Here is a 21,751-nt window from a genome sequence, read left to right as displayed (position 1 = left end):
TCACGCCAGTTCGAACAGGCCGAAGAGTTCGATTTCGGGGGACCAGTGGAACTGGTCGAACGGCGTGAGCGAAACAAGACGGTAGCCGCCATCGATCAGGATGCGGGCGTCCCGGGCAAATGTTCCCGGCGCGCAGGACGCGTAGGCAATGCGCGGCACCTGCGCCCCCGCCCCCGCCAGCACCTCCACCTGCGCCCGCGCGCCCGCCGCGGGCGGGTCGAGGATCACCAGATCCAGCGGGGCGATCTCGACCGCGCTCAAGGGATCACGTGTCAGGTTGCGGACACTGGTGGTGATATTGGTGCGTCGCGCCTTGTCCGCCCCGGTGCGCAATGCCTGCACGGCGTCGGCCGCACTGTCGATGGCCAGCACCTCCGCGCCCGTCGGTATGCCTGCGGTCAGGGTGCCGACACCGCAGAACAGGTCCGCGACAGAACCGGCACCCGCCGACGCCAGACCGACGCGGCGGCGCATTTCCGCTTCCACCAGCCGGTCGGTCTGCAGGAAGGCCCCCGGCGGCGGCGCGACAGTCAGACCCGGCCATTCCAGCACCGGCTGACGCCGTGCGCCGATCGGCGTTTCACCGTTCCTGCCTGTCAGCGTCAGGCGCGCCAGATCATGGGTCTCGGCGAATTCCGCCAGATCCATGAACAGGTCCGCCCCCTGCCGCATCTCCGCCTCCAGCAGCATGTCCGCACCGCTGTCGGTCATGTTGATGGAGATCCGGGCGGATTCCTGTGGCGCCAGATGCGCCGCCAGCAGGGACCGCAGCGGCGCGATCAGGGCTTCCAGCGCCGGCTCCAGCACCGGACAGGGTCCGATGTCGACCAGGTTCCTGCTGCCACGCTCGTGAAACCCGATGGCCACGGACTTCCGCCCGCCGACCTGCGAGGTCAGGCTCACGCGCCTGCGGCGTCCCGGCCCGCCCAGGAAGGTTTCATCAACCGCCACATCGCTGATCCCGCGCCGCTCCAGCGCGGCGACGACCTGGTCCCGTTTCCAGTCCGCCAGGAAATCCGCCGACAGATGTTGCAGGGCACAGCCCCCGCAGCGCCCGAAATGCGGGCAGGCCGGTTCCACCCTGTCCGGACCCGGCGAGACCTGTTTCACGACACGGGGCCGTGGCGCGGCAGCGGCTTCCGGTCGCCCCTTGCCCCGGCCCTTCGGCTTGCGCGGCGCACGCGGCTGTTCAATCACCACCACGTCGCCCGGCGCGGTGAAGGGCACATGCACGGTCCGGCCGTCCAGCGCGGCGATACCGTCACCGGCACTGCCCAGCCCTTCGATTCTCACTTCACTCATGTGCCGCGCTCTCCCGCCAGCAGAAATTCGATATTGCCCTTCGGGCCCGTGATCGGGCTTTCGATGCTGCCCAGCACATGCCAGTCCGGCTGTTCCGACAGCCATTCCGTCAGGCGTTGGCGCACCTCATCGCGCACTTTCGCGTCACGTACCACCCCGCCCTTGCCCAGGGCTGCACGCCCGGCCTCGAACTGCGGCTTCACCAGCGCGATCACCCGTGCACCCGGCGCGGCCAGCGCCAGCGCCGGGGCAAGGACCAGCGTCAGACTGATGAAGCTGGCGTCACAGACAATCAGGTCCGGTTGATGCGGCAGGTCATCCAGGGTCAGCTCGCGGGCGTTCATCCCCTCAAGCGAGGTAACATCCGGCCGCTGGCTCAGACTCTCGTGCAACTGGTCCCGTCCGACATCGATGGCAGTCACATGACGCGCGCCACGTTGCAGCAGGACATCCGTGAAGCCGCCGGTCGAAGCACCTATGTCCAGGCAGTTGCAGCCTGTCGGATCCATCCGGAAATGGTCCAGCGCCGCCACCAGCTTCAGCGCCCCCCGACTGACATAGGGATGATCCGGCTCCGACAGGGCCAGAACCTGTTCAGGCTCCACGATCTCCGCCACCCGACCGACCGTCTGGCCGTCCAGCGTGACCTTGCCAGCCTCGATCAGGGCCCGCGCACGGCCCCGGCTCTGTGCAAGACCCCGCGCCACGAGTTCCAGGTCCGCCCGGCGTCCGCTCATGACGCCGGGCCGGACGGATGCAGGATCAGTTGAGCATCTGGTTGGGCAGCCAGGTGATGATGGCGGGGAACGCCACCAGACCGGCAACCGTCAGCACGTCGGCGATGAAGAAGGGGCCGATACCCCTGAAGACATCCGACAGCGGTATGTCCGGTCTGACGCCGTTGACGACGTAGCAGTTCAGACCGATTGGAGGCGTGACCAGACATATCTCCACCATCTTCACGACAATGATCCCGAACCAGATGGCAACATCGTTGCTGCCCGGATCGAACCCGAGCCCCGGGCCAAGCGCCACGACAGCCGGATAGACCACAGGCAGGGTCAGCAGCAGCATCCCGATGGCATCCATGAACATGCCCAGCACCGCATAGGCAAGCAGGATCAGGATCATGATGGTCCAGGGATCGAGCGGCAGGGTCACGATCCAGTTGGCGAAATTCTCCGGCAGACGGGCAAATCCGAGGAAGCGCACGAAGATCAGCACGCCCCAGATGATGGAGAAGATCATCACCGTCAGCTTGGCCGTCTCCAGGATCGCGTCCTGGAACTGATGCCACTTCATGCCCCGGACAGCTGCCATCACCAGCACGACGAAGGCGCCGAGCGCGCCCGCCTCGGTCGGTGTCGCGAGGCCGAGGTAGATACCGCCGATGATGATCGCGATGACCAGCAGGATCGGCGTGGTACCCGGCACGCTCTCGAACCGCTGCTTCCAGGTATAGCCCCGGATCGGGCGGCCCAGTTCCGGATTGCGCCAGGCACGGTAGATGATCAGCAGGGCATAGACGACAGCGGAGAACAGTCCGGGCAGGAAACCGGCCAGCAACAGCGCGCCAACCGATTGTTCGACGATGATGGCGTAGATGACCAGGATCGCACTCGGCGGAATCAGTGATGCCAGTGTGCCGCCCGCGGCGACCACGCCTGCAGCCAGGCGCCTGTCGTACCCCGCCGCCAGCATTTCCGGAATCGCGATCCGGGCGAAGACCGCCGCCGTGGAGGTGGAAGCACCGGAGACCGCGGCGAAGCCGGCGGTCGCGAACACGCTGGCCACGGCGAGTCCGCCCGGCACCCAGCCGATCCAGCGCCGCGCAGCCTCGAACACCGCCTTGGTGATGCCCGCATGAAACGCCAGATAACCGATCAGGATGAACATCGGCAGCACACTGAGCGTATAGGCGACCGATTTGGAATGGGGGGTGAGCCCGGCAAGCCCGGCCCCGGCCATGAAGGCCTTGGCAAGATCGAAGTTGGGCTTCGCGTAGAGCACCGCGATGATACCGACCATGCCGACCAGGGCGCAGGCGAAGACGACGCGCATACCAAGCGCGATAAGGCAGAGCAGCGCCACCATGCCGATGATGCCGATTGTCAGTGGATCGGTGATCATGCGCCTGCTCCCCGGTTGGCGGCATTGTTGTCCCTGTCCTCGTCACCGGTGCTCTCGATGTCCTGACGGGCCACATCCTCGATTGTCGGAATCGTCGGCACGCCGACCGGCGTCTTCGAAGGATCGAGAAACAGGCGCATGTAGCCGATCAGCTGCAGCAGCAGGCGCAGCCACAGCAGGCTGAAGGCGACCGGCACGATCAGCTTCGACGGCCAGACCGGGAAATTGGCATCAATGGTGGAGTCACCCTGCTCGAAGGCGCGCTCGAAGTGGGTATAGCCATAGGCGATCAGCACACCGACAACGATCAGGGACAGGACAATCGCGAGGGATTCGGCCAGCCAGAGCCACCGTCCCTTGAGACCACGAATAGCCAGATCCATGCGCACATGACCGCCAGCCCGCTGGCAATAGGCGATACCCATGAAGGCGAAGACCGCGATGGATTGCTCGACGAAGTCGATATAGCCCCACATGGGGTAGCCGACGGTACGCAGGAAAATCTGCGAAACGCCAAGCAGCATGAGAAAGACAATGGAGTAGGCCGCGACCAGGTTGAAGATCGTCTCAACGCGGCCCAGCGTACGATCGAGCTGGCCCATGTTGGACTCGCCCTGCGTTGCGTCCATGCTCGCCCCTCCCCGGGAAACGAAAACAGCTATATCGTTCTGAAATTGTTCAAGGAAATGAAAGGGGCGGACCCGCCAGGAGCCCGCCCCGAATCATGTCACTGCCTTCAGGAACCGGCAGCCTTTTCGGCTTCGGCCAGCAGGAAGTCCAGCAGTTCCTGCGCCGGAATCTTGTCGCCGTAGGCATCGACGAAAGCTTCCTTCCACAGGGGCTCACCGATTTCCTTGCGGAAGGTGGCCAGCTCGTCCTTGGTGAAGCGGATTTCGGTCAGCTGCTTCTGGAACATCGGGATGTTCACCTTGTCAGCCGCCTCATAGGCTTCGCGCATCTTCTCGTAGGCCGGCCATTTCAGCTCCAGCAGCAGGTCGCGATACTGCTGCGGCAGGGCGTTCCAGGCGTCGATGTTGAAGACGGTCGGGCAGTCAGCCGTGCCGGGCTGGAAATTGCCCGTGAACCAGTCGGCAACCTCGTTCACCTTGTAGGCCGCATGGGCATAGGTGTAGGGGAAAGACACCGCATCAACCGTGCCGCGTTCCAGCAGCGTGTAGACCTCGGTCGCCGGCACGCTCATCAGCGTGGCACCCAGCTTCTCCATTGCCTGGGCGACACCGCCACCGGCGCGGACACGCATGCCGTTCCAGTCCTCCAGGGACTTCGGCGGCTTGCCGCGGCCCAGGAATTCATACTGCGGCAGGATGCCGGCCATGTAGATCACGGCATTCCAGTTGGCCATTTCCTTCTTCACATGCGGATGCTGGTAGAAGGCGTCCGATGCCTTGATCCGCACGTTCCAGTCACCGATGGGCAGGAACGGCAGGGAGAAGATCATAGACGAAGGCGTCTTGTCCGGGCTGTAGAAGTTGCAGAAGTTCGCCCCTTCGAACGCGCCGAGCTGGATGCCATCCAGGTTCTCGCGCGGCTTGGACAGACCACCGTAGGACAGCTTCAGCTGGAACTTGCCACCGGTCCGGCGGTCCAGCTCGGCCACGATGTATTCCAGGCCGGCCGTGAATGCCCGGGGCTTGCCCCAGATGGAATGGTTCCAGGTGACGGCCGGGCCGTCGACCATGTCGGAATGGCTGCCGGCCTGCGCGGCCCCGGCCATTCCCAGCGCAACAGCAATCGCCGCCACGCCTTTCAGCGTCTTGTGAAACATGTGTTTCCTCCCTGAGTTTGACACTTTGATGTCTTTGTTGGCGCAGAGACTATAGGGGCCGGGTGCCGTGATCAATCGGCTTCGCCCATCGGTGCCAACAGTTGAACAGCCGCCAATGCGCACCCTTCTCCATCACCCTTGCTTCCTGTACACCCCTGCAGGTCGGACATGGGTGCGACGGATCGGGGGAACGGGACCGAAATGACGGCTGAGCTGCAGATGTCCCGACAGGTGGACCCCGCCGCGCAGGCACGGGAGGAGAATTTTCCCGTTGGATCAGTGCTGCTGCCGCGCGGACTCCGGCCACACGTCGCGACGTTCTATGCCTTCGCCCGCACCGCCGACGACATTGCCGACGCCCCTGATCTGACAGCCCCTGCGAAGCTTGAGCGGCTCGACGCGCTGGAGGCCGCCCTGATCAATGGCAGCGACCTGCCAGCCTGTGCCGTGGCGGACCGGCTGCGCCGCAGCCTGCTCGCGACAGGGGTCACCGACACCCATGCACGTGACCTGCTGGCCGCCTTTCGCCGCGATGCCCGTCAGGACCGTTGTCGGGACATCGAACAACTGCGCGACTACTGCAGACTCTCTGCCTCCCCCGTGGGCCGCTACCTTCTCGACCTGCATGGCGAGGACCGGCGTGGCCATGCCCTTTCCGACCCGCTCTGCGATGCCCTGCAGATCATCAACCACCTGCAGGACTGCAAGGAAGACTTTCAGCGCATGAACAGGGTCTATCTGCCTCTCGACTGGCTGCAGGATTCGGGGACGGACGAATCATCGCTGCTGGCCGGTCGCAGTTCACCTGCCCTGCGTGCGGTTCTCGACCGTTGCCTCGACCTCTGTGACACCCTGCTGGAGAAATCACGCCCGCTGCCGCACAGCCTGAAGAGCGCGCGGCTGGGGGCGGAGGCGGCGGTGATTCATGCGCTGGCGCGCCGGATGGCAAGGCGGCTGCGGAACCGCGATCCATTGTGCCAGCGCACCCGGCTTTCGAAACCGTCGGCCCTGCTTGTCTCCGTTCTGGCTGCCGGGCGCTTCGCCCTGACCCGCGCCTTCGGATCCCGCGCATGAGCAGCCTTGCGGAGGCGGATCGCCACGTTCGCATGGTCGTGGACCGCTCCGGCACCTCCTTCGCCATGGGCATGCGCGCCCTGCCCCCTGCCGGGCGGCGGGCGATGTACGCGATCTATGCCTTCTGCCGGGAGATCGACGACATCGCCGATGAGCCGGGTGAGGAAGGCATGAAGCGCCAGGCACTGTCCGACTGGTCGGAGGAGATCGAGGCGCTCTACGCCGCGCGCCCGGGTCGACCGACGGCTATTGCGCTCGCCGCCGCGGTCGAGGGCTATGACCTGCCGAAAGCCGAATTCCACGCCCTGATCGACGGCATGCTGATGGATGTGGACATGGATTTCGGCGCAGCACCGCCGCTGGACCATGCCGGACTGCACCTCTATTGCCGCCGCGTCGCGGGCGCGGTCGGCATGCTGTCGGTCCAGGTTTTCGGGGAACCGCGCGCAACGCAATATGCGCTGGCGCTGGGGGATGCGCTGCAACTGACCAACATCCTGCGTGACATCGGGGAGGATGCGGCGGCGGGCCGCCTGTACCTGCCCGCTGACCGGCTGGCCCACCACGGCATCGCCGTCACCACGCCGCAGGAAACCCTGTCCCATCCGGCGGTACGGCTGGTCTGTGAGGAACTGCTGGCGGAGGCGGAGAGCCGCTTCCGGGACGCCGACACGCTGTCGGCCCGGCTGGACCGGCGGAAGCTGCGCCCGGCCCTGCTGATGGACATGATCTACCGCAGCCACCTTGCCAGGCTGAAGCGGCGCGGCTTTGCCGAGCCGACCAAGCGGCTGCGCCTCTCCCGCCTCGCCAAGCTGGGACTGGCCCTTCGTGCGCTGACGGTCTGATGAGTGGCCCGCAGACGATCATCGTCGGGGCCGGGCTGGCCGGACTGGCCGCCGCACTGCGGCTGTCGGCGCGCGGGCGCCGCGTCACGCTGCTGGAGGCTGCACCTGCCGCAGGCGGGCGATGCCGCAGCTTCCACGATCCGGCGCTGGGACGCGTGATCGACAATGGCAACCACCTGATGATGACCGCCAACGAGGCTGTGTTCGACTATCTGGCGGAGGTTGGTGCGCTGGACCGGGTGACGATCGGCGAACCCGCAGCCTATCCCTTCATCGACACGGTGACCGGCGCGCGCTGGACAGTCCGCCCCAACGCCGGCCGGGTGCCGTGGTGGGTCCTGCGGCGATCCCGATCCGTGCCCGGGGCACGATTGCGGGACTGGCTGGCGGGGCTGCGGCTGCTGCTGGCGGGACCGGACGCGACGGTCGCCGATTGCATTCCCGGGGACACATGGCTGTGGCGGCGGTTCTGGGAGCCCCTGTCCGTCGCGGCCCTGAACACGGCAGCCGACGAAGCCTCCGCGCAGTTGCTCGCAGCCACCTGCCGCCTCACCTTCGCCCGCGGTGAACGCTGGTCGCGTCCGGTCACGGTGCGCGACAGCCTGGCGGATACGCTGATCGATCCGGCCATCGAATGCCTGCGCGACAGGGGCGTGGAGATCAGTTTCGGTGAGCGGGTCCGGTCGATGCAGCGCACCCCGACCGGCGGGGCCGTCAGCGCCATCGAGACATCGCGCCGGACGCTGGCCGTTGGTCCCGACGACCGGGTGATCCTGGCGGTGCCCTCATGGAACCTGCCCGATCTGCTGCCGGACGTCCCGGTCCCGGAAGGCAGCCGCATGATCCTGAACCTGCACTTCGATGCCACTGGCCATACCGCACAGATGCCACCGCTGACCGGGCTGACCGGTGGGGTCGCACAATGGCTGTTCTGCCGCGACGGTCTGGCGTCCGTGACGGTCAGCGCGGCGGATCGCTTCGCCGATGATACCGCAGAAGCACTCGCCCGCCGGATCTGGCCGGAAGTCGCCATCGCACTGGGCGACCGGACGATGCCCCTGCCCGCATTTCGGGTCGTGAAGGAACGCCGTGCGACCTTCGCCGAGACACCCGCGAACGAGCCGCGGCGTCCCGGCCCCGACTGCACGGTGCCCAACGTGCTGCTGGCCGGAGACTGGAGCGTACGCGGCCTGCCCGCCACCATCGAGGGCGCGATCCGGTCAGGCCGCATGGCGGCTGATCGGATTACCTGACATCATGCCAGCACCCGCCAGACCGAGATCTCGCGGGCACGGCCACGGATGGGGACCTTGCCGAGTTCTTCGAAGCGGAAGGAATCGCCCGCCGCGCTGCGGGTCGTGCCGCTGACCAGGATCGGGCCGCCCATCTCCTTGGCCAGCCCTTCCAGCCGCGAGGCGACGTTCACGCTGTCGCCGATGATCGTGTAGCCGAGCCGGTCACCGCCGCCCACCGCACCTGCGGCCACCGTGCCTGTATTGATGCCGATGCGGGTCACAAGCCGGATGTCCCTGCCCGGGCCGAACCGCTTCCCCTCCAGCGCCTGTTCGATCGCCAGTCCGGCACGGATGGCGCGGGCGGCGTGGTCATGGTGGGGAACCGGTACGTTGAAACTGGCGAAGATCGAATCACCGATGAAGGCATTCACGGTCCCGCCCTCGGCCCGGATCGGCTGCAGAACCACTTCGAAATAGTCGTTCAGCAGGGCGATGGTCTCCGCCGGGCTGAGCAGCTCCGAAATGCCCGTGAACCCCTGGATGTCAGTGAACATGATGGTGGCGATACGTTCCTCGCCCGCCAGCACGCCGGGGTCCCGGATCAGTTGCTCCGCCACGGCCTCCGGCACGTACTTGCCAAAGGTCTCCCGAATCGCCTGACGTTCGTTCAGCCCGTCCACCATCTCGTTGAACCGCGTGGTCAGGGCACCGATCTCGTCGTTGGAGGTCACCGGCGCACGGACGGTCAGGTCGCCCCGTGCCACACGTTCCACTGCCGCCACCAGAATCTCGATGGGCCGGGTGAGCGAGAGGGGCAGAAAGACGATGACAATGCCGATCAGCAGGAAGCTGACGGCAATGTCCATGATGATGGCATTCTCCATCGGCAGATCCAGCCCGCCACCGTCACGGTAACGGACGAACCAGAAGAATTCGGTCATGAGCAGGAGCAGCGGCATGATCGAGATGACGCTGATGACGACAATCATCCGCCGCCGCAGGTTGCCGCCACCGCCGGGCAGGATGAGCCCGCGTGTGGCGAAGAGGTGCAGCTTGATCCTGGTCACCAGCGTGTTGAGCAGGAAGAAGACGAGGTATCCCGCCACGGCAGCCAGTACCAGCGAGACGAAATAGACATAGTCGAGCGGCAGATCGAAGTTGCCGCCGTAGGAACCGGCCAGGGGGCTGAGAAAGAACCCGATGGGGAAGAACAGCATATAGAACCCGACGGCCCACATGGCCGTTCGCAGCGGCAGCCGCTCCAGCGCCAGCCGTGCCTCCGGTGTGTCGTCGCCCGCGATCAGCCCCGCAACGGGCCGGAACAGGAACCGGCGCGCCAGCAGGATGTTGAGGGCGACAAGGACCGTGCCGTCATAGAACAGGGTCCACAGCAGATACCCTGGCTCCCCCGATGTCGCGGAGAACAGGGCGTTGGCGAATATGTTGCCGCTGGCCGGGATGGCCAGCGCGATCGCGAACTGGCGTGCGGCGTTCATGGAAATGAAAAACGCCCGGCCCCGAGGATCGGGACCGGGCGCAATTCCGTCAGCATGTGCTGTTCCGACAGGCGGATCAGACCACGCCGAATGCCATCATCGCGTCGGCGACCTTGGCGAAGCCGGCAATGTTGGCACCGGCGACATAGTCGGTCATGCCCTCACGGCCATAGTCCTTGCCGTAGGTCTGGCAACGGCCATGGATGTCTTCCATGATCTGGCGCAGCTGCTCCTGCATCTGGTCGACACCCCAGCTGATGCGGGCCGAGTTCTGGCTCATTTCCAGACCGGACACGGCAACGCCACCGGCATTGGCCGCCTTGGCCGGACCGAAGATCACCCCGGCATCCAGGAACGCGTCGACGCCTTCGTTCGACGTCGGCATGTTCGCACCTTCCGACACGGCCACGACGCCGTTCTTGATCAGCATCTTGGCTTCGTCGAGGTTGAGCTCGTTCTGCGTCGCGCAGGGCATGGCGATCTCGGCGGGGACTTCCCAGGGGCGCTTGCCCTCGTGGAAGGTGGTGCCGCTGAACTCGTCACAATATTCGCTGATGCGACCACGACGGACGTTCTTCAGTTCCTTGATCCAGTCCAGCTTCTCCTGCGTGAAACCGGCCGGGTCGTGGATGTACCCACCGGAGTCGGACAGGGTCACCGGACGGGCACCAAGCTGCATCAGCTTCTCGGCGGCATGGGTGGCCACGTTGCCCGAACCGGACACCACGGCAACCTTGCCGGACACGTCGTTGCCCGCTGCCTTCAGCATGTTCTGCAGGAAGTAGACGGCGCCGTAGCCCGTTGCCTCGTTGCGGACCAGGGAGCCACCGAATTCCAGGCCCTTGCCGGTCAGCACGCCCTCGAACGAGTTCGTGATGCGCTTGAACTGGCCGAACATGTAACCGATCTCGCGCGCGCCGACACCGATGTCACCGGCGGGCACGTCAACGTTCGCACCCACATGACGATACAGTTCCGTCATGAACGACTGGCAGAACCGCATGATCTCGTTGTTCGACTTGCCCTTCGGATTGAAGTTGGCGCCACCCTTGCCGGCGCCCATCGGCAGACCGGTCAGGCTGTTCTTGAAGGTCTGCTCGAAGGCAAGGAACTTCAGAACCGACGTGTTCACGGACGGATGGAACCGCAGGCCGCCCTTGTAGGGGCCGATGGCGTTGTTCATCTGGATCCGGTGACCACGGTTGACGCGGATGTTGCCCTCGTCATCCTCCCAGCAGACGCGGAAGGAGATGACACGATCCGGTTCCGCCATGCGTTCCAGGATCTGCATCTCGCGATACTTCGGATTGTTGTCCAGGAACGGAATGATGGTGGCCGCGACCTCCATCACCGCCTGGTGGAACTCGGGTTCGCCCGGATTGCGCTTCTCCAGGCCTTCCATGAAATTTTGCAGCGCAGCGTTACCTGATGCCATTTGTGATCCCCCTCAAGAGCATGGGCACGTCTTCCCGACGGCCCTCGTGAATATTCCGGATCTAGACCGGTATTTGTTGCAGTAGCCGGACAGTCGGCACGGCGGCTCCATGGCGCAGCCGCACCACTTTCCCGGTGTTCGATCCAGCCCCTCGGGATCCAGTGTCGGTTGCCATTGCCGCCCGGTCAATACTCGGCTTCGTGGATGTAGTGTGGTTTAGTGGCGATGCGCACAGATCAGGCGCCCGTCACAGGCGCGTCAGGAACAGACGGCACCTTACCGGGGAAAGCCGCAACGTGCCGAGGGAGAGCAAGCAATGGATCCGACCGCTGAAGCGATAGCCAGCGAACTTCTGGACAAGATCACAGCCCATTGCAGGCAGCGCCTGAAGCCTGACGAGGCGGAGGCGCTGATCGCGTTCGCAGCACACATGGCGCCGCACATGACGACGGACGAGACGGAGCCGCGTGATCCCGACGATGCCTACGCGTCGCTGCTGTCATTCTGGAAGTTCGCCGGGAAGCGCAAGCCCGGGCGGGCGCTTGTCCGGGTCTATAATCCGCGGCTGGACGAACATGGCTGGAGTTCGCCCCACACCATCGTCGAGATGGTCAATGACGACATGCCTTTCCTGGTCGATTCAATCCTTTCGGCCCTGAACCAGAATGACCATCAGATCCACGGTCTGGCGCATCCGGTCATGGAGACGACGCGCGACGCGGACGGCAATCTCTGTCAGCCGGACGAGAATGCCACCACGCTTCGGGAGAGCTACATTCAGGTCGAGATCGGCAGCCTGAGCGACCCGGACGCGCTGTCCGCGATCCAGCAGACCCTGTCGAACACCTTGGACGATGTGCGCGTGTCGGTCAGTGACTGGCCGACGATGATAGACAATGCCCGCGCCATCATCCGTGACCTGGAGGAGAACCCGCCACCGCTGGAAGAAACCGAAGTGGCCGAAGGCAAGGCCCTGCTGGAATGGATGATCGCGGACCATTTCACCTTCCTCGGCTACCGCGAGTACGACTATGAGGCCAGCCAGGAGAGCGAGCGGCTGGAGATCGTGCAGGGCACCGGCCTGGGCCTGCTGCGCAATTCGGAACGCCGGGTGATGAACCGCCATTCCGGCGGCCCCACCCTGTCACCGGAAGTCCGCGAATTCCTGCAGCGACCGGAACTGGTCATCGTGACCAAGACCAACTTCCGCAGTCCGGTCCACCGTCCGGTCTACCTGGACTACATCGGCATCAAGCGCTTCGACGCCAAGGGCGACGTGGTGGGGGAACGCCGGTTCGTCGGCCTGTTCACCTCCGCGGCCTACAACCGGACCCCGCGCGAGATTCCCTACCTGCGACGCAAGGCCGACCGGGTCATCGCGCGGTCGGGTTTCGACCGCCGCGGCCATGCCGGCAAGGCGCTGGTCAATGTCATCGACACCTATCCGCGCGACGAGCTGTTCCAGGTCTCCGAGGATGAACTTCACGACACGGCGCTGGCCATTCTGGCGCTGCAGGAACGCCCGCGTATTCGCCTGTTCGTCCGTCGCGACCGGTTCCAGCGGTTCTATTCCTGCCTGATCTTCATTCCGCGCGACCGCTACGATTCCGAGCTGCGGCGCAAGTTCGAGAAGATACTGGCGAAGGGCCTGGGGGGCCGCATTTCAGCCTTCTACACACAGATCGGCGACTCCGCGCTGGCCCGGCTGCATGTCATCGTCGGTGGCAGCCCGGATGGTGCCGGGGTCGAGTACGCGGTGCTGGAACAGCGGCTGGTGGAGGAGGCGCGTTCCTGGGACGACGCCCTGGCCGAGGTGCTGACCGACGCCCATGGGGAGGAAGCGGCATCACGCCTTCTGCAGCGCTATGGCACCGCCTTCACCTCTGCCTACCGGGAGGAATTCTCGCCCGGCATGGCGCGGATCGACATCGATCGGATCGAGCGCTCCGCCGTGGACCGTCTCGGTATCAACCTCTACCGCAAGGTGGAGGATGACGATGATGTGGTGCGCCTGAAACTGTTCCGGAGGGGACCGGCACTGGCCCTGTCCGACGTGCTGCCAATGCTGGAGAACCTGGGGCTGCGGGTCCTGTCAGAACAGACCTATCCCGTGGGCGACCCGGTCGACCCCCTGTGCTGGATTCACGATTTCCGCATGGAGAGTGTCTCGGGCCGTGCCCTGGCGCTGTCGGCAGCCAAGGCCGGTTTCGAGGACGGATTCCTGCGGATCTTCAATGGCGAGACGGAGGATGACGGATTCAACGGCCTGATCCTCGGCCTGGGCCTGACCGCGCCGGAAGTGACCATGCTGCGGGCCTACTGCAAGTTCCTGCGCCAGGCGGGCATCCAGTTCAGCCAAGCCTATATGGAGGATACGCTGGCCGCGAACCCGGCTGTCACCGAACTGCTGGTGGAACTGTTCCGCGTCCAGTTCGATCCGGCCACTGCCGGCGACCGTGATGACCTGTCCCAGACCATCGTGGAATCGGTCGAGGTGCTGCTGAACGACGTCGATAGCCTGGATCAGGACCGCATCCTGCGCCGGTTCCTCAACGCCATCCGCTCCACCCTGCGCACCAGCTTCTACCAGCGCCTGGATGACGGCAGCGCCCGCACCTACGCCTCCTTCAAGTTCGACAGCCAGGCACTGGATGACCTGCCCCTGCCCCGGCCACTGCGGGAGATCTTTGTCTACAGCCCGCGGTTCGAGGGCGTGCATCTGCGCGGCGGACTGGTGGCCCGTGGCGGTCTGCGCTGGTCGGACCGGCGGGAGGATTTCCGCACCGAGGTACTGGGTCTGGTGAAGGCGCAGATGGTGAAGAATTCGGTCATCGTGCCGACGGGATCGAAGGGCGGCTTCGTGCCCAAGAACCTGCCGGTCGGAGGGGATCGGGAGGCCATTCAGGCGGAGGGTATCGCCTGCTACCGCAATTTCATCTCATCGCTGCTCGACATCACCGACAACATCGTCGAAGGCACAATCGTGCCGCCGAAGGACGTGGTGCGCCGGGATGGCGATGATCCCTATCTGGTGGTCGCCGCCGACAAGGGCACGGCCACCTTCTCCGACTACGCCAATCAGGTTGCGGTCGATTACGGCTTCTGGCTGGGCGACGCCTTCGCCAGCGGCGGTGCCGCCGGGTATGACCACAAGAAGATGGGCATCACCGCGCGTGGTGCCTGGGAATGCGTGAAACGGCATTTCCGCGAGATGGGCACCGATATCCAGACCCAGCCCTTCACCACCGTGGGTGTCGGCGACATGTCGGGTGACGTGTTCGGCAACGGCATGCTGCTGTCGGAGCAGACGCTGCTGATCGCCGCCTTCGATCATCGCCACATCTTCATCGACCCGACACCCGACGCCGCCACCAGCTTCGCGGAGCGGCAGCGGCTGTTCGACCTGCCGAGGTCGAGCTGGGAAGACTATGACAAGGCGAAGCTGTCGGCAGGCGCCATGGTGATCGACCGCAAGGCCAAGCGTGTCACGCTGACGCCGGAGGCACAGAAGGCGCTGGACATTGCCGAAACGGAACTCAGCCCGTTCCAGCTGATCCAGGGCGTCCTGCGCGCGCCTGTGGACCTGCTGTGGTTCGGCGGCATCGGCACCTACGTCAAGTCCACCGACGAGAGCCATGGCGATGTCGGCGACCGCGCCAGCGACATGATCCGCATCGATGCCGACGAGCTGCGGGTAAAGGTCGTGGGCGAAGGGGCCAACCTGGGCATCACCCAGCGGGCGCGGATCGAGTTCGCCCAGGAGGGCGGGCGCATCAATACCGACTTCGTCGACAATTCCGCCGGGGTCGACTGTTCCGACCATGAGGTCAACCTGAAGATCCTGCTCGGCGCCGTCGAGAGTGCGGGCGAGATGACGCGGAAGCAGCGCGACCGCCAGCTGGTGGAAATGACCGACGATGTGGCGGCACTGGTGTTGCGCGACAACTATGTGCAGGGCCAGGCGATCACCCTGGCGGAGAGCGCTGGACGCGGCAACGTCGGGCCGCTTGGCCGGATGATGCGATCCTATGCGCGCACCGGCCTGCTGAACCGGGAGGTCGAGTTCCTGCCCGCCGATGACGAACTGGCGGACCGTACCGGCGGACTGACCCGTCCGGAGATCTCGGTGCTGTTGTCCTATGCCAAGATGGCGCTGAAGACCGAACTGCTGGAAAGCGACCTGCCGGAAGAGCCGTCGCTGGAGACCGATCTGGTCACCTATTTCCCCCACGACCTGCAGCAGAAATACGTGGCGGAGATCAAGGCGCATCGCCTGCGGCGGGAGATCATTGCGACCCAGGTGGCGAACTTCATCGTCAACCGCGCGGGACCGGCCTTTGCCCGGCTGGCGCAGGATGACCTTGGGGTCAGCGCCGCCGACGTCGCCCGCGTGACCATGGCGGTGCGTGACATCTTCGATCTGCAGCCGCTGTGGGATGCCATCGACGCGCTGGACAATGTGGTGCCTGCCGCCGTGCAGACCCGCATGCTGAACATGGTGCAGGGCCTGATGGAGCGTGCGGGACAATGGTTCCTGCGCAATGCCGTGCGTCCCATCGACAGTGCACGGATGGCGCAGCGGTTCCGCCCGGCCATCGATCAGGTGAAAGGCAGCCTGGCCGAGCAGCTTGGTCCGATGGAGCGCGCCGACTGGGAGCGGGTGCGGGAGAGCCTGCTGGCCGACGGCGTCCCCGACGACCTGGCCGGTCAGGTCGCGGCCCTGGCACCGCTGGCCACCACGCTGGATATCGTTGATGCGGCGGAAAGCGTCGGGCAGGAGATGCGTACGGTTGCCGCCGCCTACTTCGCACTCGGCGGGCGCCTTGGTCTCGACTGGCTGCGGGCGCAGGCGAACGGCCTGAACATGGAAAGTGCCTGGGACCGGCAGGCCGTCGCGATGCTGGTGGATGACAGCTATACGCAACAGCGCAGGCTGGTTGTGCAGGCCTTCGCGACCGGTCAGGATGCGCCGCTGGCGAGCTTCGAGTCGGAGTTCGCATCGGGGCTGCAACGGGTTGATCAGGTGATGAACGAGCTGAGGGCATCCGGCGGCGTGGATATTGCGCGGCTGGTGCTGGCAAATCGCCAGATTGCCCGGCTGCTGCCCTGACCGGAGCGGATGACCAGGGGAGATCGCGAAAGATGACTATCAGGATGTTCGACCTTTGCGGTGCGGAGCCGGAGCGGCGTTTCAGCCCCTTCTGCTGGCGCTCCAGACTGGCGCTGGCGCACAAGGGGCTGGAGGTCGAGGCCGTTGCCTGGAAGTTCACCGACCGGGAAGCCATCGAGTCGCTGGGCGCGAAGACCGTGCCCACCATCGTCGATGGCGAGACGGTGGTGACCGACTCCTGGGCCATCGCGGAGTATCTGGATGACACCTATCCGGACAGGCCGACCCTGTTCCCGAACGGACGGTCGGAAGCCCGGTTCATCAAGTCCTGGACGGAGGCCGTGCTGACCGGCGGCGTGGCGCAACTGGTGCTGCACGACATCCACGAACATCTCGATCCGGTTGATCAGCCCTATTTCCGCGAGAGCCGGGAGAAACGTTTCGGCAAGACGCTGGAGGAAGTGCAGGCCGGGCGCGAGGAACGGGTGAAGGGCTTTCGCCAGGCGCTGATGCCGCTGCGCCTGACCTTGCGCAACCAGCCCTGGGTCGCGGGCGAAGCACCCGCCTTTGCCGATCACATGTGCGCCGGTCCATTCCTCTGGGCCAGGGCCATCTCACCCTTCCGGCTGCTGGAGGAGGATGACCCGATTGCCGAATGGCTGGGCCGGGTGCTTGACGCCTACGGCGGCGTGGCACGCTCCGCCCCCGGTTACGATTGAGACAAGGGAAAGACAAGCAGATGACTGACGACGCAACACTCTATGCCGGTGGACTGGTGTTCGACGGACTGAACACCCCAACCGAGGGCCAGGCAGTGCTGGTGGAGAATGGCCGCATCACGAAGGTCGCGCCCGCCGCTTCCTTCGAGGGCTTTGCCGGGCAGACTGTCGATACGACCGGGGCCACCCTGATGCCCGGTCTGATCGACTGCCACGTCCACATCTGCCATGGGGCGGAGGCCAATCCGGCGGAGGGCGTGGATCGCCTGACTGCCTCCGGTGTCGGCCTGCGCGCGCTGGAGCACGCGAAGCGTACGCTGGAAGGCGGGATCGTCGCCGTGCGCGATTGCGGCGGCAAGGACTACATCGACCTCGACGTGCGCGATGCGCTGAATGCCGGGCGCTTCCCCGGTCCGGTGATGCGGGCATCGGGGCGGATGATCTGCATGACCGGCGGGCATGGCAACCGCTGGGGCCTGGTGGCCGACGGCGTCGAGGACGTGATCAAGGCCGTGCGTACCAATGTCCACAAGGGCGTCGACGTCATCAAGATCATGGCCACGGGCGGCGTCATGACGCCCGGCGTGAACCCGGAGGATGCGCATTACACCGCCGAGGAAATGAAGGCCGGAATCGCGGAGGCCCGCCGGTTCCAAAAGCGCACCGCCAGCCACGCGCAGGGCGCGGAGGGAATCCTGAACGCCGTGCGGGGCGGTATCCATTCCATCGAGCATGGCATCTTCATGAACGAGGAATGCATCGCCGCGATGATCGATGGCGGTGTCTTCCTGGTGCCGACGCTGGCTGCGGTGAAGAACATCCTGCTGAACCGCGACAAGGGCATCCCGGCATGGGCCGTGGAGAAGTCGGAGCGCGTCTACGACATCCATCTGCAGGCCTTCAAGGACTACATCGCCGCCGGGGGCCGTGTGGCGATGGGTACCGATGCCGGCACACCGTTCAACATCCATGGTGCCAATGCCTGGGAATTGGCCTACATGGCCGAGGCCGGAATGCCCGCGCTGGATGCCCTGATCGCGGGCACGTCCAATGCGGCGGAACTGGTCGAGCCCGGAGACCGTGGCGTGATCCGCGACGGTGCCGTGGCGGACTTCCTGCTGGTGCCCGGCAATCCGGTGGACGACATCACCGCCGCCGCCGACCGCACCCGCCACCTGGCGGTGATCAAGGATGGCCGCACGGTTTCCGGCAGCACCGCCGACAGCCCGGCCGCGCGGATGCAGGCTGCCGCCATCTGAGGCTTCGGCAATGCAACTGGCTGAGGCTGTCGAGAGCTATCTGAGCCGCCGGATCGAAGGATTCCGGCGGCTGGTCTCCTGTGATCGCCTCTCCGGCGGGGCCAGTCAGGAAACCCATCGCGTCGAGATCGAGACCGATCAGGGCACCCGCCTGCTGGCGTTCCGCCGTGCGCCGGGCGGCGGTGATCCGGGCGTGGACCGCACCGGTCCCGGTCTGGATGTGGAGGCCGCGCTGATGCAGCTTGCCCGGCAGGCCGGCGTGCCGGAGCCGGAGGTGGTGGCGGTCCTTGACGGGACCGAGGGCATGGGCCCCGGGTTCTTCATGGACTGGCTGGAGGGCGAGGCCCTGGGTGCCCGCATCGCCCGGTCCGATACCTTTGCGAGCACACGGCCGATCCTGGCACGCCAGTGCGGCGAGATCCTGGCCCGTATCCACGCCCTTGATGTGACGTCAGCAGGCATCGCCGACCGGCTGGAGCGCTGGACGCCGGAATCCTACATCCGCGAGTTCTGGCAGGACTACCAGTCCTTCGGCAGCCCGCAACCGATGATCGACTATACCGCGCGCTGGATGCTGGAGAACCTGCCCGACAGTGACCGGATCGCGCTGGTCCACAACGATTTCCGGAACGGCAACCTGATGATCCGGCCCGAAACCGGCGTGGTCGCGGTGCTGGACTGGGAAGTGGCAACCCTGGGCGACCCGATGCGGGATCTCGGCTGGATCTGCACCAATTCCTGGCGCTTCGGTGTCTCGCACCTGCCGGTCGGCGGTTTCGGCACCTACGACGACCTGTTCGCGGGCTACGAGGCTGTCTCGGGACAGCCGGTCAACCGTGACCACGTGCATTTCTGGGAGGTCTTCGGCTCCTTCTGGTGGGCGGTCGGCTGCCTGCGCATGGCGGACCGCTGGCGCAACGGTCCCGACAGGACGGTGGAACGCCCCGGCATCGCCCGGCGCACCTCCGAATGCCAGATCGATTGCGTCAATCTCATCATTCCCGGCCCGCCCGGCGTGGCTGTCGAGGGCGGCGACGGTGACGACATCAACATGCCGCGCACCGATGAACTGACCACCAGCGTGCGCGATTTCCTGCGCGCCGACGTGATGGAGGCGACGGAGGGGCGGACCAGCTTTCTCGCCCGTGTCGCCGCCAACTCGCTGGACATCGTGCTGCGCGACGCGGCACTGGGGCCGGAGAGTCGGCGGCTGGAACATGAAGGCCTGAAACGGCTTCTGGGGCGTGACGGCGGACGTGCCGAACTGCTGCAGGTGCTGGTGGATGGCCTGCGCGACGGCTCCATCGCGCTTGACCATCCCGGGCTTGCCATGCATCTGCGCGAATGCGTCATTCGCCAGGTCGCCATCGACCAGCCCGGCTACTCGGGCTACAAGAATGCCATGGAATTCAGCGCATCATAGGGGAGGATCAGATGGGAATGCTGGACGGAAAGGTTGCACTGGTTACGGGCTCCGGTCGGGGCATCGGGCGTGAAGTGGCACTGCAACTCGCGGGCTTCGGCGCGTCTGTGGTGGTCAACGATCTGGACGAGGCACCGGCCAACGCGGTCGTGGCGGAGATCAAGGCTGCGGGTGGTCAGGCCATAGCCTGCGCCGGAAGCGTGACGGAGGACGGCTTCGCCGACCGCTTCGTCAATACGGCCATCGAGACCTATGGCAACCTGCACATCATCGTCAACAACGCCGGCTACACCTGGGACGCGGTGATCCAGAAGATGAGCGACGACCAGTTCGACGCCATGATCGACGTGCATCTGAAGGCCCCGTGGCGCATCCTGAAGGCCGCATCCGAATTCATCCGGGTGAAGTCGAAGGAAGAGGTCGAGAAGCAGGGAGAGGCGGTGATCCGCAAGGTCGTCAACATCTCCTCCGTCTCCGGCACCCGCGGCAACGCCGGGCAGACCAATTACTCCGCAGGCAAGGCCGGTATCGTCGGTCTGACCAAGACGCTGGCGAAGGAATGGGGCCGCTATCAGGTCAACGTCAATGCTGTCGCCTTCGGCCTGATCGAGACCCGCCTGACCGAGGCCACCGACGAGAAGAAGATGATCGAGGTAGAGGGCAACAAGGTCCCCATCGGGGTGCCGGTGCAGAACATCGAAGCCGCCAACCGCATGATCCCCATGGGTCGCGGTGGCAAGCCATCAGAGGCTGCTGGCGCGGTGGTCATGCTCTGCCTGCCGCTCTCCAACTACGTCAGCGGCCAGATGCTGGAAGTCACCGGCGGCAACTGATCGCGGCGACCTGTTCAGGACATCGAGGGGGCGGGCGAACCGGAAGGTTTCCCGCCCCTTCTGCATCTGGAGTGGGCCGGTGATGCCTCCATCATTGATGGACCGGTCTAGTCTCCGATACGGATCCTGCGTGACTGGCGCAGGGCAGGCACTTCGATCAGGCGCCAGAACAGCCAGGAGAAGGCGAGCGCGACAGCCGTTGCCGCGCCGATGATGACCAGATCCAGCGCCGGGTCCTGGACGAAGCGCTTCATCAGATTGACGACACGACCCCCCGTCAGCACGTGGGTCAGGTACAGGGAATAGGACACGGTGCCGAGCCAGAGCAGGCGCCGGTCAACCCGGACACTCCGCAGCAACCAGATGGTCGCGACGGTCAGGACCGCAACGATGATCGTCTTCTGCCCGCCGAACCAGTAGATCGCGAACAGTGTCGCCAGGATCAGCACTGCGGTCAGCGTGCGCTCCCGCTCCAGCACGTACCAGCGCATGATGAGGAACCCGACGAGGAACTCGAACAGGCGGTAGTCCACCTTTCCCCAGATCAGGAAGACAGCCAGCAGCGCCAGCCCGCCTGCAGCCATGGTGTAGAGGACCGAACGGCCGATCAGCCAGCTGAAGGTCAGCCCCATGGTGATGTAGAAGACGAACTCATAGGCCAGCGTCCAGTAGACCGGCCCCAGCCATTCGTACCCAAGCAGGGGTGTCAGGTAGAACAGGTGCGACAGGATCTGGCCGAGCGTGTAGTCGGGGTCAGAGCCCTGAAACCCCGGCATCATGGTCGAGACATGCCAGAGGACGATGGTCAGCAGGATGCTGATCACATAGGGGGGCTCCAGCCGGACGATGCGCTTGGCCATGAAACGCGGAAACATGCCGAACCGGTAGTTCATGCCGTAGAGCGAATAGGGAATGACCACGCCCGAGATGATGAAGAAGGCATCGACGCCCAGCCAGCCCCAGGATGTCAGGAACACGGAAACGCCCGATGTGAGCTGGTTGGCGAAATGAAACAGGGCCACGGCCAGCGCGGCCAGACCGCGCACCAGTTCTATGATCTCGATCCGTTCCGTCGCGCGCGCCATGCCGCACCTGCCTGCCATC

General features: G+C 65.3%; 16 protein-coding genes. 8 read left to right on the top strand and 8 right to left on the bottom strand.

Annotated features, from left to right (window positions below; translation table 11 throughout):
* The 5 genes from QGV55_RS02165 to dctP form a co-directional block, all read right to left on the bottom strand.
* Complete coding sequence (locus QGV55_RS02165) at positions 1–1,302, bottom strand: TRAM domain-containing protein (RefSeq protein ID WP_281018514.1); 1,302 nt, start codon at positions 1,300–1,302, stop codon at positions 1–3.
* Entirely contained in the window at positions 1,299–2,039 is a 741-nt protein-coding gene (locus tag QGV55_RS02160; RefSeq protein ID WP_281018515.1) for a TlyA family RNA methyltransferase, read from the bottom strand. Before QGV55_RS02160 ends, QGV55_RS02165 begins: the two co-directional genes overlap by 4 nt.
* A gap of 25 nt (positions 2,040–2,064) precedes the next feature.
* The gene (locus tag QGV55_RS02155) at positions 2,065–3,432 is read right to left on the bottom strand and encodes a TRAP transporter large permease (RefSeq protein WP_281018516.1); all 1,368 of its coding nucleotides are present in this window, start codon (positions 3,430–3,432) and stop codon (positions 2,065–2,067) included.
* Complete coding sequence (locus tag QGV55_RS02150) at positions 3,429–4,061, bottom strand: TRAP transporter small permease (RefSeq protein ID WP_281018517.1); 633 nt, start codon at positions 4,059–4,061, stop codon at positions 3,429–3,431. The genes QGV55_RS02155 and QGV55_RS02150 overlap by 4 nt, the downstream gene beginning before the upstream one ends.
* Before the next feature lie 107 nt (positions 4,062–4,168).
* The gene (gene dctP / locus QGV55_RS02145; protein WP_281018518.1) at positions 4,169–5,218 is read right to left on the bottom strand and encodes a TRAP transporter substrate-binding protein DctP; all 1,050 of its coding nucleotides are present in this window, start codon (positions 5,216–5,218) and stop codon (positions 4,169–4,171) included.
* A gap of 201 nt (positions 5,219–5,419) precedes the next feature.
* On the opposite strand from dctP, the gene hpnC reads away from it, so the two are divergent.
* From hpnC to hpnE, 3 genes are read left to right on the top strand one after another with little or no spacing between them, the layout of a single operon-like run.
* Complete coding sequence (gene hpnC, locus QGV55_RS02140) at positions 5,420–6,292, top strand: squalene synthase HpnC (RefSeq protein WP_281018519.1); 873 nt, start codon at positions 5,420–5,422, stop codon at positions 6,290–6,292.
* Positions 6,289–7,137, top strand: coding sequence for a presqualene diphosphate synthase HpnD (gene hpnD, locus QGV55_RS02135; RefSeq protein WP_281018520.1), 849 nt, complete (start codon positions 6,289–6,291; stop codon positions 7,135–7,137). The genes hpnC and hpnD overlap by 4 nt, the downstream gene beginning before the upstream one ends.
* The gene (gene hpnE / locus QGV55_RS02130; RefSeq protein WP_281018521.1) at positions 7,137–8,390 is read left to right on the top strand and encodes a hydroxysqualene dehydroxylase HpnE; all 1,254 of its coding nucleotides are present in this window, start codon (positions 7,137–7,139) and stop codon (positions 8,388–8,390) included. Before hpnD ends, hpnE begins: the two co-directional genes overlap by 1 nt.
* Positions 8,391–8,392: 2 nt before the next feature.
* Here hpnE and QGV55_RS02125 read toward each other — a convergent pair whose 3' ends face one another.
* Together QGV55_RS02125 and gdhA are read right to left on the bottom strand one after the other, a co-directional pair.
* A complete protein-coding gene (locus tag QGV55_RS02125) occupies positions 8,393–9,868 on the bottom strand; it encodes an adenylate/guanylate cyclase domain-containing protein (RefSeq protein WP_281018522.1) in 1,476 nt (491 codons plus the stop codon).
* A 76-nt stretch (positions 9,869–9,944) separates the two neighbouring features.
* Positions 9,945–11,270, bottom strand: coding sequence for an NADP-specific glutamate dehydrogenase (gene gdhA, locus QGV55_RS02120; RefSeq protein WP_348637640.1), 1,326 nt, complete (start codon positions 11,268–11,270; stop codon positions 9,945–9,947).
* Positions 11,271–11,619: 349 nt separating this feature from the next.
* Here gdhA and QGV55_RS02115 point away from each other — a divergent pair, with 349 nt between their 5' ends.
* Genes QGV55_RS02115 through QGV55_RS02095 form a run of 5 tightly spaced genes read left to right on the top strand, consistent with a single transcriptional unit; the run spans position 11,620 to position 20,647 of the window.
* A complete protein-coding gene (locus QGV55_RS02115; RefSeq protein ID WP_281018524.1) occupies positions 11,620–16,413 on the top strand; it encodes an NAD-glutamate dehydrogenase in 4,794 nt (1,597 codons plus the stop codon).
* A 32-nt stretch (positions 16,414–16,445) separates the two neighbouring features.
* Positions 16,446–17,132 (top strand): glutathione S-transferase family protein, encoded by a 687-nt coding sequence (locus QGV55_RS02110; protein WP_281018525.1) that lies wholly within the window; start codon positions 16,446–16,448, stop codon positions 17,130–17,132.
* A gap of 20 nt (positions 17,133–17,152) precedes the next feature.
* Positions 17,153–18,391: an amidohydrolase family protein gene (locus tag QGV55_RS02105; RefSeq protein ID WP_281018526.1), complete on the top strand. Its 1,239-nt coding sequence runs from the start codon at positions 17,153–17,155 to the stop codon at positions 18,389–18,391.
* A gap of 10 nt (positions 18,392–18,401) precedes the next feature.
* On the top strand, positions 18,402–19,814 hold the full coding sequence (locus tag QGV55_RS02100; RefSeq protein WP_281018527.1) for a phosphotransferase family protein: 1,413 nt from the start codon (positions 18,402–18,404) through the stop codon (positions 19,812–19,814).
* An 11-nt stretch (positions 19,815–19,825) separates the two neighbouring features.
* Positions 19,826–20,647 (top strand): SDR family NAD(P)-dependent oxidoreductase, encoded by an 822-nt coding sequence (locus QGV55_RS02095; protein ID WP_281018528.1) that lies wholly within the window; start codon positions 19,826–19,828, stop codon positions 20,645–20,647.
* Between the two features lie 107 nt (positions 20,648–20,754).
* On the opposite strand, the gene QGV55_RS02090 is transcribed toward QGV55_RS02095, so the two are convergent.
* Positions 20,755–21,732: an acyltransferase gene (locus QGV55_RS02090; RefSeq protein WP_281018529.1), complete on the bottom strand. Its 978-nt coding sequence runs from the start codon at positions 21,730–21,732 to the stop codon at positions 20,755–20,757.
* Between the last annotated feature and the right edge of the window lie 19 nt (positions 21,733–21,751).

Origin of the sequence: Minwuia sp. IMCC3009 (genome assembly GCF_029909415.1) — a bacterium.
In the GTDB taxonomy this organism is placed as follows: domain Bacteria; phylum Pseudomonadota; class Alphaproteobacteria; order Minwuiales; family Minwuiaceae; genus Minwuia.
Note: the sequence above shows the minus strand (reverse complement) of the source record. Positions and strands in the feature narration are given on the sequence as shown.

What these genes read in the sequence shown, in the direction of transcription:
- QGV55_RS02165 (WP_281018514.1), bottom strand. Translation starts at nt 1,302, where the DNA reads ATGAGTGAAGTGAGAATCGAAGGGCTGGGCAGTGCCGGTGACGGTATC.
- QGV55_RS02160 (WP_281018515.1), bottom strand. Translation starts at nt 2,039, where the DNA reads ATGAGCGGACGCCGGGCGGACCTGGAACTCGTGGCGCGGGGTCTTGCA.
- QGV55_RS02155 (WP_281018516.1), bottom strand. Translation starts at nt 3,432, where the DNA reads ATGATCACCGATCCACTGACAATCGGCATCATCGGCATGGTGGCGCTG.
- QGV55_RS02150 (WP_281018517.1), bottom strand. Translation starts at nt 4,061, where the DNA reads ATGGACGCAACGCAGGGCGAGTCCAACATGGGCCAGCTCGATCGTACG.
- dctP (WP_281018518.1), bottom strand. Translation starts at nt 5,218, where the DNA reads ATGTTTCACAAGACGCTGAAAGGCGTGGCGGCGATTGCTGTTGCGCTG.
- hpnC (WP_281018519.1), top strand. Translation starts at nt 5,420, where the DNA reads ATGACGGCTGAGCTGCAGATGTCCCGACAGGTGGACCCCGCCGCGCAG.
- hpnD (WP_281018520.1), top strand. Translation starts at nt 6,289, where the DNA reads ATGAGCAGCCTTGCGGAGGCGGATCGCCACGTTCGCATGGTCGTGGAC.
- hpnE (WP_281018521.1), top strand. Translation starts at nt 7,137, where the DNA reads ATGAGTGGCCCGCAGACGATCATCGTCGGGGCCGGGCTGGCCGGACTG.
- QGV55_RS02125 (WP_281018522.1), bottom strand. Translation starts at nt 9,868, where the DNA reads ATGAACGCCGCACGCCAGTTCGCGATCGCGCTGGCCATCCCGGCCAGC.
- gdhA (WP_348637640.1), bottom strand. Translation starts at nt 11,270, where the DNA reads ATGGAAGGCCTGGAGAAGCGCAATCCGGGCGAACCCGAGTTCCACCAG.
- QGV55_RS02115 (WP_281018524.1), top strand. Translation starts at nt 11,620, where the DNA reads ATGGATCCGACCGCTGAAGCGATAGCCAGCGAACTTCTGGACAAGATC.
- QGV55_RS02110 (WP_281018525.1), top strand. Translation starts at nt 16,446, where the DNA reads ATGACTATCAGGATGTTCGACCTTTGCGGTGCGGAGCCGGAGCGGCGT.
- QGV55_RS02105 (WP_281018526.1), top strand. Translation starts at nt 17,153, where the DNA reads ATGACTGACGACGCAACACTCTATGCCGGTGGACTGGTGTTCGACGGA.
- QGV55_RS02100 (WP_281018527.1), top strand. Translation starts at nt 18,402, where the DNA reads ATGCAACTGGCTGAGGCTGTCGAGAGCTATCTGAGCCGCCGGATCGAA.
- QGV55_RS02095 (WP_281018528.1), top strand. Translation starts at nt 19,826, where the DNA reads ATGGGAATGCTGGACGGAAAGGTTGCACTGGTTACGGGCTCCGGTCGG.
- QGV55_RS02090 (WP_281018529.1), bottom strand. Translation starts at nt 21,732, where the DNA reads ATGGCGCGCGCGACGGAACGGATCGAGATCATAGAACTGGTGCGCGGT.